The organism is Zhongshania borealis (assembly GCF_039539625.1).
In the GTDB taxonomy this organism is placed as follows: Bacteria; Pseudomonadota; Gammaproteobacteria; order Pseudomonadales; family Spongiibacteraceae; genus Spongiibacter; species Spongiibacter borealis.
Genome location: NZ_BAABDM010000002.1, coordinates 495,192 through 507,202, shown reverse-complemented (window position 1 = coordinate 507,202; position 12,011 = coordinate 495,192). Strand labels below are relative to the sequence as shown.

The window sequence follows — 12,011 nt, the reverse complement described above, 5'->3', positions numbered from 1 at the left end:
CGAAATACCTTTCACCAACTGGAGAAAATTATGAATCACGATATCACAGAAGGTAAGTGGAAGCAGTTGAAGGGTCATATCAAGGAAAAATGGGCCGATTTAACTGACGACGAAATCGGTCAGGCACAAGCAAATAACGAGCGCTTTATCGGCGCTATACAGGAACGATACGGAATAGCAAAAGACGAGGCCGAACGTCAGTTTTATGAATTGAAAAATAAATTATCATAAGTACGTCTCAAATACGTAACCCGGAAATCAAGGAGAAAAATATGAATTTTAAAAAGACACTTGCGAGCGCCATTGTTCTTTCTACAGTTAGTATTACTCCCGTATTAGCCAACGACTGGCAGGGAAAAACGAATGATGCTTGGCTAGACGGAAAAATCGAAACCGCACTCATGCTCAATAACGAACTCAATAATTTCGAGATCGACACCACCGTTAATAAGTCTGCGGCTATATTGAGCGGCACCGTAAGCAGCGAAATAGAAAAAGATCTGGCCGGGCAAATTTCTGAAAATGTCGACGGCGTAAAATCAGTCGACAATAGAATTGAAGTCGACCCTAAATACACCAGCAAAACCGCGCGCGCTGGTCAAAAATTTAGCCGCACTTGGCACGACCTGAGCACGACAGCAGGCATTAATATTAAGTACGCGGCCAACGATAACATTGAAGCCACTGCCATCGATGTAGACACCAAAAATGGTAAAGTGATGCTCACTGGCACAGTTAGGAGCGACACAGCCCACGACTTAGCAATCGAAATTGCCAAGGGTTTTGACTATGTTAGCAATGTTGAAGACAATCTACGGGTGATCAACTAAGCTGCACCGAAACAACAATATATCGGCAGCAATAAAAAAACCGCGCAATGCGCGGTTTTTTCGAATACTAAAAATCAACTCAATAACGAGTTACTTGATTTTAGCTTCTTTGTACATCACGTGCTTACGTACCACTGGATCGTATTTTGAAAATTCAAATTTATCCGGGGTGTTACGCTTGTTTTTAGTGGTCGTGTAGAAGTGACCTGTGCCCGCGCTGGAAACCAGACGGATTTTGTCGCTTGCGCCTTTCTTAGCCATGAGCAGACTCCTTAGAATTTTTCGCCACGGGCGCTAAGGTCAGCTAAAACGACCTCAATACCCTTTTTGTCAATGATACGCATGCCTTTGCTAGAAACGCGCAAAGTGACAAAACGCTTCTCTGCTTCAACCCAAAAACGGTGGCTGTGCAGGTTTGGCAAAAAACGACGACGGGTGCGGTTTTTTGCGTGTGATACATTGTTTCCGGTTACCGGACGCTTGCCAGTAACTTGACATACTCTAGACATGATAGTCGCCTCTTCAACCTTTATCCGCATGCGCGGTGCAAAAGGTTTATAAAATCAGGTTCAAACCGGGCCGCCGCGCGTTTACCTATACTCGGGAGTCCTAAGAAGATGTGAATCCCGGACACGGCCCAAATGGAGCGCGACTTTATACCAGAAGGGGCCTAAGCACGCAAGTTTTACTGTAAAATTTTACTCAGAGCAAGCCCCGCTCAGCCAAGGAAATCACCTCTGGACCGGCCACCACACAGTGGTCTAATAGGCGGATATCCAGTAATGCTAGGGCCTCGCGGATTCTTTTGGTGATCCGCACATCGGCGTCGCTAGGCTCGGCCACGCCGGAGGGGTGATTATGGGCCACAATCAACGCCGCCGCGTGCAGCTCCAAAGCGCGACGGGCGATTTCTCGCGGATACACCGCAGCGCCATCGATCGTTCCGTAGAAGAGCGGCTCGTAAAGAAGCAGGCCATGCTGGTTATCTAGGTACAATACTGCAAAGACTTCCCGTACCTCTTGGCGGAGCTGAGCCAATAGGAACTGGCGCGTGGTCGCTGCACTGGCAAAGACCGGCCGCTGACGCAGATCCTCTGCCAAATAACGGCGCGACATCTCGACAACAGCCTGCAGCTGTACAAATTTAGCATCACCCAAACCGTGGGAGCGGCAAAAGCGCTCTTGGCTAGCGGCCATTAACGCACTTAAACCGCCATGATCAGCTAACAGCTCCCGCGCCAAATCAACTGCTGACTTGCCTTTCACACCGGTGCGTAAAAATATTGCCAGCAACTCCGCGTCAGCGAGGGCATGCGCACCTCGTTGCAATAGCTTTTCCCGAGGCCGCTCATCTGCAGGCCAATCCGTGATCGCCATATCACCCTCCTTGGTGAGCATACGATTTATTGCACTGGTGGTCGCCAGCGCCGATAATCTTCATAATACCGGCAAACACAGCGATGACGACACCGCAACATGAAACAACTGAGCAACCGACATATTCTATTGGGCGTCACCGGCGGCATAGCCGCCTATAAAAGCGCAGAGCTGATCCGCCGTTTAAAAGACCATGGCGCCGACGTGCGGGTGGTGATGACGGCCGCCGCAATGGAATTTATTACGCCGCTCACCCTGCAGGCACTATCAGGGAATCCGGTGCATACCACTATGCTCGACCCCGCCGCCGAAGCCGGTATGGGCCATATTGAACTAGCACGCTGGGCAGATCTTATTCTTGTCGCCCCGGCCACGGCGGACTTTATGGCCCGACTCGCCAATGGCCGCGGCGACGACTTACTTACCACCTTATGCCTTGCCACCCCCGCCGCTATCGCGCTTGCACCAGCAATGAATCAGGGCATGTGGCGGGACGCCGCCACCCAAGCCAACGTCAAAACACTACAAGACCGCAGCATTACGCTTTTGGGCCCTGCCGCCGGCGAGCAGGCCTGCGGGGATATCGGCCCCGGCCGTATGCTAGAAGCCGAAGACTTGGCCCGACACTGCGCAGGCCTGTTTAATAGCCGCCTATTGGACCGCGTACAGCTAACCATTACTGCAGGCCCAACCCGGGAAGCAATTGACCCAGTGCGCTATATTAGCAACCACAGCTCCGGCAAGATGGGCTACGCCTTAGCCAGCGCCGCTGCCGACGCCGGCGCACAGGTGACGTTAATAAGTGGCCCCACCAACCTGCCCTGCCCAGATCGCGTTAAACGAATTGATGTTATCAGCGCAGCAGATATGCATGGCGCCGCGATGGCGATGATGGGCGAGTGCCAGATTTTTATTGCCTGCGCTGCCGTTGCCGATTACCGGCCAAATAATTGCGCCGATCAAAAGATTAAAAAAGACAATGACAGTATGCGCATTGATTTAGTCCGGAATCCCGACATAGTCAGCGCTGTTGCAAGTCACAGCCTGCGCCCGTTTACCATTGGCTTTGCCGCCGAGACCCAAGATTTGCTCCGCTATGCGCGAGGCAAGCTCGAACGTAAAAAGCTTGATATGATCGTGGCCAATGACGTTGCTAACACCAGTATCGGCTTCAATGCCAACGACAATGCCGTGACGGTTTTAACCGCTAACGGCGAGCAGAACATTGCGCAAATGGGCAAGAACCAATTGGCCGCACAGCTGATCCAGCTGATAGCTCAGCAATTTCTTAACGTACAGAGCTAGACAGCTTGCCTGTAGCCTTCCATTATAAGTATTAAAACCATCAGGACGACACCAAAGCTGCGATGAGTAAAAAAGCATCAAAAACGATTCCAGAAACACTTAAAAATGCATCGCGGTTTTCAGTACTACAACGCGACATCGTTATCTCGGCCATCCTCAGCATTAGCGCCGTTGGCGCCGCATTTTATTGGATTCAAAATTTTGAGGAGCCACGGGCCCTAAGCCAGCGCATAACTACCGTGACCGCCAATAGTGCCGATCATCAGCGCGTCATTATTCGTGAAGTAATAGCCCAGCTCAGCGCTCGCATCACCCAGCAAACTGACAATACCGAACTCAGCAAAGCCCTTAACGCCAAGGACCTCGCCGCGCGAAGCGAGTTTGAGCAGGCACTGCAACGCGCCTTCCCCGAAGCCGTCGACAGCAAAATTATTATTATTGGCCCCCAGGGTATCGCCGACGAACGCAGCGAGACTGCACGGCTGCGCAACAATATCGAAATAGATATGCTGCGCAAAAGCCTGAATAGCGACGGCATTGTAATTGAGGCCTACAGTCATAAAAAAGACTGGTTTATTTCCTTCGTTGCCAAGGTCGACAAACACGGCGCGATTATCGTTAGCTTTAGCACCAAATATTTTGAGAAAATGCTGAAAAGCCTTGCCGGCAATACCGTCACCAACGAACTGATTCAAACTTACAAAACCCGGCGTGATGTTGTTATTCGACCAGCAAACCGGGATTACCCTGAGTCAATGCAAAGCAGGGCTTTATCTGTTCCAGGCTGGACCCTACAGGTATATCCACAGCCGCAAACAGTGCAGCATTTACGCTCAGACAGCACACTTTTATGGCTGGTCTGCATGTTTTGTATTGCCGCTATATCGGCAAGCCATGCCGTCTTTTTTGTTCGCGGCTTCCGCATGCCAAAGCCCGCAGTGCCTGCACCCAAAAAAATCAGTCCAGAAGAATCTGCACAAACTGAGATTATTGACTTAGAAAAGGCGCTAGCGAAAAAATTAGCGGCTAATCGCGGCAATGTCGCGGTTCATCGTCACAACTTCCCTGCGCCAGACAGCTCGCCACCACTTGCAGAAATACAGCAAGGCGTTAAAAGAAAGTCCAAGCCGCTCGCAGTCAACTGCTTCCGTGCTTACGATATACGCGGCATTGCCGATACCGAACTCGATGACAGCAGCTGCGAAGCCATTGGCCGCGCGGTCGCGAGCGAAGCGCTAAGTCGCGCGCAAAGTAAAATTCTACTTGGTCGCGATGGCCGGCTAAGCAGCCCGCGAATTCACCAAGCGGTCGTGAAAGGCCTACTCAATAGCGGCGTAGACGTCATTGACCTCGGTCTGCTCGCCACCCCTATGCTTCACTATGCCTGCCAATACTTTAATATTGGCAACGCCATAATGATCACGGGGAGCCACAACCCCAGTCACTACAATGGCATGAAAATCAGCCTCGATTTCCAAAGTTTAAGCGCCCAAGATATTCAAGGCCTGCGCCAGCGCATCGAAAGCCAAGACTTTGAACAGGGTCAAGGCGGTTTAACTAACGACAGTATCGAGCAGCGCTACATCGATCGTATTTGCGGTGACGTCGTCATCGCCCAAACCCTGAAGGTCGTCATCGACGCCGGCAATGGCGCTACAGCCCACATTGCACCCGCGCTATTTGAAGAGTTAGGGTGTGAAGTTATCCCGCTATTTTGCGAAACCGATGGCAACTTCCCCAACCACCCGCCGGATCCTACTGTATTCGAAAACCTCGCCGCGCTGCGCGCCGCCGTAGCAGAAAATCACGCCGATATCGGCATCGCCTTTGACGGCGACGGCGACCGCGTTGCCGTGGTAACCGCAAGAGGAAAATGCCCGCAGGCCGACCAACTAATGATGGTCTTGGCCCAAGACATGGTGGTACGCAACCCCGGCGCCGAAATACTGTTCGACGTCAAATGCTCAAGGCTATTACCTGAACTCATTATTGAGCACGGCGGCCAACCTACCATGTGGAAATGCGGCCACTCCTATATGAAGCGCAAAATGTCCGAGACTGGCGCGCTTTTGGGTGGAGAATTCTCTGGCCATATTTTCTTCAAAGAGCGCTGGTATGGCTTTGACGACGGCATGTACACCGCCGCGCGCTTATTAGAAATACTCACCCTTGCTGGACGCAGCATGGACGACTCTCTCAACACCCAACGCTCCATGCTCAGTAGTCCAGAGATTATTATTCCGGTCGACGACGACCGCAAATTTGCCATTGTTGAAACCTTTGCCGAAAACCAGGATTTTGCTGAGGTAACCCTCACTGAAATCGACGGACTGCGCGCCGACTTTCGCCACGGCTGGGGCTTAATACGCGCCTCCAACACCGGTCCGGCCATTACACTACGGTTTGAAGCCGACAGCGAGGCCGCACTGGGCCGAATCCAGAATGATTTCAAGGATTTGCTGGCAAGGATTGATCCCAAGCTGGCAGATAGTCTTTAATAGGCGTCTTTTTCCGCCACCGACCGCAAGAGATTCCGCTATGTCTATGAGTCGCACCGCCGCAGGGGATGTCGCCCGCGTACTTACTGAAGCACTTCCGTACATCCAGCGCTTCACCAACAAAACGATTGTGGTCAAATTTGGCGGCAACGCCATGATCGACGACAAGCTCAAAGAGCAGTTTGCGCGCGACATCGTGTTAATGAAGTTGGTCGGCATGAACCCTATCGTGGTTCACGGCGGCGGCCCACAGATTGGCGACTTGCTGAAACGCCTAGCCATTGAATCCCACTTTGTTGACGGGATGCGCGTCACCGATACCCCCACCATGGACGTGGTCGAAATGGTCTTAGGCGGCTCGGTAAACAAAGAAATTGTGTCTCTGCTCAACCGCAATGGCGGCAAGGCCATCGGCCTTACCGGCAAAGATGGTCAGCTCATTCGCGCCAAAAAACTCAAAGTTACTCAGCGCACCCCAGACTTAGCTAAAACTGAAATTATTGATATCGGCCACGTCGGCGAAGTCGAAAAAATCAACACTGAAGTTTTGGATATGCTGGTGAATAGCGATTTCATCCCGGTTATCGCGCCGATTGGCGTAGGTGCAGACGGCGCCTCTTACAATATCAATGCCGACTTGGTAGCAGGCAAAGTTGCCGAAGTACTCAAAGCCGAAAAGCTGATGTTACTCACCAATATCGAAGGGCTTCTCGATAAGTCTGGCAAGGTATTAACTGGCCTGAGCACCGAACAGGTTGATGCACTTATTGCTGACGGCACCATTTATGGTGGCATGCTACCGAAAATCGGCTGTGCACTGTCGGCGGTTAACGCGGGTGTGGTAAGCGCGCATATTATTGACGGTCGCGTACCGCATGCCGTTTTGCTGGAAATCTTCACCGACACCGGCGTTGGCACCCTGATCACCAATACCCAGAGTGAACTCGATTAAACCCGGGGTCACTTAACCCAGCATCACAAGGTCATCTACACCCTATGAATAAACGTCCATCCCGACGCGAAGAAATCCTTCAAGCACTTGCCAAAATGCTCGAAACCCAGCCCGGTACCCGCATAACCACAGCTAAGTTAGCGGCAGAAGTGGGGGTGTCTGAGGCGGCACTGTATCGGCATTTTCCGAGCAAGGCCAAAATGTTCGAGGGTTTAATAGAATTTGTCGAAGACGCCGTGTTCAGCCGGGTCAGTATGATCCTGAACGAGGAAGCACAAGCCCTCGCGCAGATCGCCAAGATACTGCAACTGCTCCTCACCTTCACCGAGCGCAATCCTGGCATTACGCGCATTTTTAATGGCGATGCCTTGGCAGGCGAAAACGAGCGCCTACGGGGCCGAGTCGTGCAGTTTTACGACCGTCTCGAGACCCAGCTAAAACAAATTTTACGCGAAGCAGAAATCCGTGAAGGCCTACGCACCCGGATCACTGCGAATAGCACGGCCAATATCCTAATTGCCGCCGCCGAAGGTCGTATAGGCCAATTTGTGCGCAGCGACTTTAAACGCCTACCCACTGACAATTGGGACGAGCAGTGGCAACTGCTGAGTGAAACGATATTTCGCTAAACCTAAAAGCCAGATTCAGGACGGAGTGAATTCAATACTAGATTAATGCGGGTGATATCGCATTAATCTATCTCGTCGGCGCGTGGCGGCTACTTCTTGGGTTTAGCGTAATAGTGCCGACGCAACTCCACCTGTTCTTGCAAATCTGCAAAGCGCGCTTTGTCGCGCTCATAGTTGGTGGCAACCTGCTCTAACTCCTCTTGGCGCGCCGTGATGTGCTGCTCTGTGGTAGTCAGTTCGCGACGCAGAGACGCGAGCGTGTCGGTAAGCTCGCTGGGCACCTTATGTCCGCGGCGTTCCAGCTCGGCAGCCTCGGCCTGATTGCTATAAACCTGCTGCTTAATTACCGAGAGATTACTCTTTAAGATCGAAATCCTTACTTTTATATCGTTAAGCGCACGCTTTTTTGCGACGTCGATATCTTGGGTATTGCTATAACGCAATAAAAGCGACTCGTCCCACTTACGCGTTTTAGCATCGGCTGCCGCTCTGGCCTCTTCAATGCCAAATTCCAATTCGCGGGCTTTGCGCTCAGCCTCGCTCAATTTTGGCGCAATGGTTTTAACGACGGTGCCATCGAGACGAATAATGTCATAACCCCGGGGCACGGCATCAGGCGGAACACTGGTATCGATCACCACGGTTCCATCTGGGCCAGGATAGCGATAGTAAATACTCTGAGCTTCGGCTTGAACCGCATAGAAGCCAGACCAGCACAGCGCTAATACCATTAAAAAGCGGGCCACAATCACTATACTTTTATCCCCCGAGGACACTACGTCACTAAATACGCTATTTATATAGCAACACCATAACGTTCACGATACGCATTGATACGTGCAACTAGATCATCGTCGCCAGCCGACTGCGACAAATAAGCCACAATATCGTTTAATCCGACAATACTTACCACTGCCAGTTCGGCATCTTGCTCAAGCTCTTGGATTGCTGAGCGCTCACCCTGCCCCCGTTCCTGACGGTCAAGGCCAATAGCTACACCCGAAACACTCGCGCCTTCGGCGGTAATCATAGCAATAGCTTCGCGAATGGCCGTACCCGCAGTAATAACGTCGTCAATAATCAGTACCCGTCCAACGAGCGGAGCACCAACAAGACTGCCACCCTCACCGTGGTCTTTCTTTTCTTTGCGGTTGTAGGCATACGGTACATCACGCTGATGATACTCGGCCAGCGCACAAGCCGTTGCCGCCGCCAAGGGAATACCTTTATAAGCGGGGCCAAAGAGCACATCGAACTGAATTCCAGACGCGATGATGGCGTCGGCATAGCAACGACCCAGTGCGGCCAGCGCCCCGCCACTGCTAAAACGTCCGGCATTAAAGAAATAGGGACTAACACGCCCAGATTTAAGCGTGTATTCGCCAAAGCACAGGGCTTGGCTGGCAATTGCCTGCTGAATAAATTGTTGCTGATAGGGTTTAATGCTCATCAATACGTCCAATAGCCAATAGTTCGAGTAGGTAGCCGGCTATTTTACCCAGCTATGAGGAAAACCTCACCTACGACACGAAATGCCGGCAAAAGTCCTTAAAAATACTGAACCTCGGCTATCAATCCGGTGTTTTTTTACAGATATTCCCTACTGTGATTGTTGTCAATAGGGTTTCATTGTAGTCTAACACCTTGTTTATATCGAAAATTCAGCCACGCTATTGCTGAACGCCACTTTTGTATTGAGGTTTGGCGTATTGACTCGCTATAACGACTTACCTCAATGCTAAAAGCTTGGTCACCACGGCCTCGTTATCGACACGATAGGAAACACATGAGAATCATCAGCTTTTGCGCTGACAGCATTGTAGATGCTGCAAAAAAAGGCTTTTTCGACTGGGTCGTTAAACAGGATGCCGACATTATATGCATCCAGAATCTGGGCATTGCCGAATACAAATTACGCGACGACGTTTACTTTCCGCGCGACTACAACCCCTACTTCTTTGATGCTGCCGACGGCAAACACAACGGTGTAGCCATTTATTGTCGCAAACTCCCTAAAGCAATCATGACGGGTTTGGGGTTTTTAGACTTTGACATGGACGGCCTCTATATTCAGGCCGACTTCGACAATATCAGCATTGGTAGCTTACTGGCTCCCACCGCCGAAGAAGGCGACAGCGCTGGTCTAATTCGTAAAAATCAGTTTTTCGAGCAATTCGGCAATCACCTGACGAAAGTGCGCAATAAACGCCGTGACTTCATCATCTGCGGCAACTGGAATATCGCCCATCGCGGCATCGATATCCAAGATATTCGCGGTAATCACGGCAAGCCCGGTAGTCTGGCAGAAGAACAACAGTGGCTGGATCGCCTGTTTCGCGAACAGCAATACTCAGATGCTTTCCGCCTAATTAACAATGATCCCGACGAATTTAGCTGGTGGCCCGATGGCGAGCCCGGCACTAACGGCTGGCGGGTAGACTACCAAATAACTTCTGAGCACATGACACCGCGCGTAGAGTACGGCGCCATTTACAAGGTTCAGCAGTTTGGCAAACACGCACCCGTGATTATGGATTATGACTTTGAATTGCCAGAGAGCCCCTTTTAAAGGCTCTCTGCATCAATCAGACCAGCGCCGCTCGCTGAGCGGCAATAAGCTCTGCAATACCCTTTTCTGCTAGATCCATCATCGCATTCATCTCAGCGCGGCTAAACGTTGCGCCTTCGGCTGTGCCCTGCACCTCAATCACCCCACCTTTATCGTCCATCACCACATTCATATCGGTTTCGGCATTGGAGTCCTCGGCGTAATCCAAGTCCAGTACCGGCAAACCCTGATAAACCCCTACCGAAATTGCGGCCACTTGCTGCTGCAGAGGGTTACCGGTGATCAAACCCTGCTTTTGCAGGCTTGCCACGGCATCCGACAATGCTACGTAGGCACCGGTAATAGACGCCGTACGGGTACCGCCATCGGCTTGAATAACGTCGCAATCTAAGTAAATAGTGTTCTCGCCCAGCATCTTCAAATCGATCGAGGCACGCAGTGAGCGGCCGATCAAACGCTGAATCTCTTGCGTGCGGCCGCTTTGTTTGCCTCGCGCCGCCTCACGATCCATACGGCTGCCGGTTGAACGCGGCAACATGCCGTACTCTGCCGTTACCCAGCCCTGGCCGCTACCACGCAAAAAGCCCGGCACACTGTTTTGTACAGACGCGGTGCAAATCACCTTGGTATTGCCCATTTCAATTAGCACAGAGCCTTCCGCGTGGCAGGTGTAATTGCGAGTAATTGTAACCTGACGTTTTTCATCGCTGGCGCGCTGGCTCGGTCGTGTCATCATCATATTCCATTGGCGTTTATAAGAGTGACGCGGATTATACCTGCCAACCCAGCCCCGCCCCAAACTTCTCACCGACCAACACAAGCAACAAAAGTAAATCGCTACTGAAGAACAACGCTAAAAAGTTTAGAATGGTGATTCTAATTATTCGCAAGGGGAAGACATTGACTACCTGCAGCATGACCGCTTTTGCCCACCAGCAATCCGACTACCCTTGGGGCAGTGCCACCTGGGAGCTGCGCTCAGTCAATCATCGCTACCTGGAACTGTCGTTTAAACTACCTGAGAGCTGGCGCAACCTCGAACCCAGCCTCCGCGATGCACTCCGCAAAGGCCTGCAACGCGGCAAAGTCGAGTGCGCCCTAAAAATCCAACTTCACAGCCAGCAACAGGAGCTACAACTCAACAATGTGCTCGCAGGCCAAATCCTCGACGCCGCCAATAAACTCAAATCCGATATCGCCCACGCTGCGCCTATAAATGTCTTTGAACTACTGCGCTGGCCCGGTGTACTAGAACCTCAAAGCGTTGACGGCGACGCCATTAGCAGTCAGCTGCTTGAAGGATTTCAACAAGCTCTCGCCGAACACATTGCCAATCGCGAGCGCGAAGGTCAGGCCCTCGCCGACCTCATCACCTTGCGCCTAGACAACATCAGCGCCATCGTCGGCGATATTCGCAGCAAAATGCCCAGCATCGTTATCGCCCAACGCGAAAAACTCCAGCAGCGCCTAGCCGAACTCCAAGTTGAACTCGACCCCGAGCGCCTAGAAGCAGAAATTGCCCTTATCGCCCAAAAAGCTGACGTAGATGAAGAGCTCGACCGCCTCGACACCCACGTAACAGAAGTGCGCCGCGTACTTAGCAAAGGCGGCGCCAGCGGCCGCCGCCTCGACTTCTTAATGCAAGAGCTCAACCGCGAAGCCAATACCTTGTCATCAAAGGCGGTGGTATCTGAAAGCACACAGGCTGCCGTAGAGTTAAAGGTGTTGATTGAACAGATGCGGGAACAGATCCAGAACATCGAGTGAAAATTAAATGCCGAAATGACCGACTTCCTACAGCGACTTAATTTCACTAAACTGCAGCTCCCGCTTCCGCTAAGCTTTGCTAAA

Annotated in this window: 14 protein-coding genes; 8 read left to right on the top strand and 6 right to left on the bottom strand. The window is 51.6% G+C overall.

Annotated elements, in window-relative coordinates:
* Positions 1-30: 30 nt before the first annotated feature.
* Positions 31-231: a CsbD family protein gene (locus tag ABD836_RS08650; protein WP_344934660.1), complete on the top strand. Its 201-nt coding sequence runs from the start codon at positions 31-33 to the stop codon at positions 229-231.
* Between the two features lie 41 nt (positions 232-272).
* Positions 273-830, top strand: a complete 558-nt coding sequence (locus ABD836_RS08645) for a BON domain-containing protein (RefSeq protein ID WP_344934658.1) — start codon at positions 273-275, stop codon at positions 828-830.
* Positions 831-920: 90 nt separating this feature from the next.
* Here the strand turns inward: ABD836_RS08645 and rpmG are convergent, their stop codons facing one another.
* The 3 genes from rpmG to radC all read right to left on the bottom strand — a co-directional run bounded on the left by rpmG (position 921) and on the right by radC (position 2,207).
* Positions 921-1,091 (bottom strand): 50S ribosomal protein L33, encoded by a 171-nt coding sequence (gene rpmG / locus ABD836_RS08640; RefSeq protein WP_008252729.1) that lies wholly within the window; start codon positions 1,089-1,091, stop codon positions 921-923.
* An 11-nt stretch (positions 1,092-1,102) separates the two neighbouring features.
* Positions 1,103-1,339, bottom strand: coding sequence for a 50S ribosomal protein L28 (gene rpmB / locus ABD836_RS08635; RefSeq protein WP_008252730.1), 237 nt, complete (start codon positions 1,337-1,339; stop codon positions 1,103-1,105).
* A gap of 193 nt (positions 1,340-1,532) precedes the next feature.
* The gene (gene radC / locus ABD836_RS08630; protein ID WP_344934653.1) at positions 1,533-2,207 is read right to left on the bottom strand and encodes a RadC family protein; all 675 of its coding nucleotides are present in this window, start codon (positions 2,205-2,207) and stop codon (positions 1,533-1,535) included.
* Between the two features lie 99 nt (positions 2,208-2,306).
* On the opposite strand from radC, the gene coaBC reads away from it, so the two are divergent.
* The 4 genes from coaBC to slmA all read left to right on the top strand — a co-directional run bounded on the left by coaBC (position 2,307) and on the right by slmA (position 7,591).
* On the top strand, positions 2,307-3,512 hold the full coding sequence (gene coaBC, locus ABD836_RS08625; protein ID WP_344934650.1) for a bifunctional phosphopantothenoylcysteine decarboxylase/phosphopantothenate--cysteine ligase CoaBC: 1,206 nt from the start codon (positions 2,307-2,309) through the stop codon (positions 3,510-3,512).
* A 62-nt stretch (positions 3,513-3,574) separates the two neighbouring features.
* Positions 3,575-6,010, top strand: coding sequence for a phosphomannomutase/phosphoglucomutase (locus tag ABD836_RS08620; protein ID WP_344934647.1), 2,436 nt, complete (start codon positions 3,575-3,577; stop codon positions 6,008-6,010).
* 40 nt (positions 6,011-6,050) lie between these two features.
* A complete protein-coding gene (argB, locus tag ABD836_RS08615) occupies positions 6,051-6,962 on the top strand; it encodes an acetylglutamate kinase (RefSeq protein WP_344934645.1) in 912 nt (303 codons plus the stop codon).
* Positions 6,963-7,006: 44 nt separating this feature from the next.
* A complete protein-coding gene (slmA, locus tag ABD836_RS08610) occupies positions 7,007-7,591 on the top strand; it encodes a nucleoid occlusion factor SlmA (RefSeq protein ID WP_344934642.1) in 585 nt (194 codons plus the stop codon).
* Positions 7,592-7,680: 89 nt separating this feature from the next.
* Here the strand turns inward: slmA and ABD836_RS08605 are convergent, their stop codons facing one another.
* Both ABD836_RS08605 and pyrE read right to left on the bottom strand, forming a co-directional pair.
* Complete coding sequence (locus tag ABD836_RS08605; protein WP_344934639.1) at positions 7,681-8,337, bottom strand: hypothetical protein; 657 nt, start codon at positions 8,335-8,337, stop codon at positions 7,681-7,683.
* A gap of 50 nt (positions 8,338-8,387) precedes the next feature.
* On the bottom strand, positions 8,388-9,041 hold the full coding sequence (pyrE, locus tag ABD836_RS08600) for an orotate phosphoribosyltransferase (RefSeq protein WP_344934637.1): 654 nt from the start codon (positions 9,039-9,041) through the stop codon (positions 8,388-8,390).
* Positions 9,042-9,377: 336 nt separating this feature from the next.
* Between pyrE and ABD836_RS08595 the strand changes: the two genes are divergently transcribed.
* The gene (locus ABD836_RS08595) at positions 9,378-10,160 is read left to right on the top strand and encodes an exodeoxyribonuclease III (RefSeq protein WP_344934635.1); all 783 of its coding nucleotides are present in this window, start codon (positions 9,378-9,380) and stop codon (positions 10,158-10,160) included.
* Between the two features lie 16 nt (positions 10,161-10,176).
* Here ABD836_RS08595 and rph read toward each other — a convergent pair whose 3' ends face one another.
* Positions 10,177-10,893 carry a ribonuclease PH gene (rph, locus tag ABD836_RS08590; RefSeq protein WP_344934632.1) on the bottom strand — a complete coding sequence of 239 codons (717 nt, stop codon included), beginning with the start codon at positions 10,891-10,893 and terminating at the stop codon, positions 10,177-10,179.
* A gap of 134 nt (positions 10,894-11,027) precedes the next feature.
* Here rph and ABD836_RS08585 point away from each other — a divergent pair, with 134 nt between their 5' ends.
* The gene (locus ABD836_RS08585; RefSeq protein WP_344934630.1) at positions 11,028-11,927 is read left to right on the top strand and encodes a YicC/YloC family endoribonuclease; all 900 of its coding nucleotides are present in this window, start codon (positions 11,028-11,030) and stop codon (positions 11,925-11,927) included.
* Positions 11,928-12,011 lie beyond the last annotated feature (84 nt).

What these genes read in the sequence shown, in the direction of transcription:
- ABD836_RS08620 (WP_344934647.1), top strand. Translation starts at nt 3,575, where the DNA reads ATGAGTAAAAAAGCATCAAAAACGATTCCAGAAACACTTAAAAATGCA.
- radC (WP_344934653.1), bottom strand. Translation starts at nt 2,207, where the DNA reads ATGGCGATCACGGATTGGCCTGCAGATGAGCGGCCTCGGGAAAAGCTA.
- ABD836_RS08595 (WP_344934635.1), top strand. Translation starts at nt 9,378, where the DNA reads ATGAGAATCATCAGCTTTTGCGCTGACAGCATTGTAGATGCTGCAAAA.
- coaBC (WP_344934650.1), top strand. Translation starts at nt 2,307, where the DNA reads ATGAAACAACTGAGCAACCGACATATTCTATTGGGCGTCACCGGCGGC.
- rph (WP_344934632.1), bottom strand. Translation starts at nt 10,893, where the DNA reads ATGACACGACCGAGCCAGCGCGCCAGCGATGAAAAACGTCAGGTTACA.
- argB (WP_344934645.1), top strand. Translation starts at nt 6,051, where the DNA reads ATGTCTATGAGTCGCACCGCCGCAGGGGATGTCGCCCGCGTACTTACT.
- ABD836_RS08645 (WP_344934658.1), top strand. Translation starts at nt 273, where the DNA reads ATGAATTTTAAAAAGACACTTGCGAGCGCCATTGTTCTTTCTACAGTT.
- rpmG (WP_008252729.1), bottom strand. Translation starts at nt 1,091, where the DNA reads ATGGCTAAGAAAGGCGCAAGCGACAAAATCCGTCTGGTTTCCAGCGCG.
- rpmB (WP_008252730.1), bottom strand. Translation starts at nt 1,339, where the DNA reads ATGTCTAGAGTATGTCAAGTTACTGGCAAGCGTCCGGTAACCGGAAAC.
- ABD836_RS08585 (WP_344934630.1), top strand. Translation starts at nt 11,028, where the DNA reads ATGGTGATTCTAATTATTCGCAAGGGGAAGACATTGACTACCTGCAGC.
- pyrE (WP_344934637.1), bottom strand. Translation starts at nt 9,041, where the DNA reads ATGAGCATTAAACCCTATCAGCAACAATTTATTCAGCAGGCAATTGCC.
- slmA (WP_344934642.1), top strand. Translation starts at nt 7,007, where the DNA reads ATGAATAAACGTCCATCCCGACGCGAAGAAATCCTTCAAGCACTTGCC.
- ABD836_RS08650 (WP_344934660.1), top strand. Translation starts at nt 31, where the DNA reads ATGAATCACGATATCACAGAAGGTAAGTGGAAGCAGTTGAAGGGTCAT.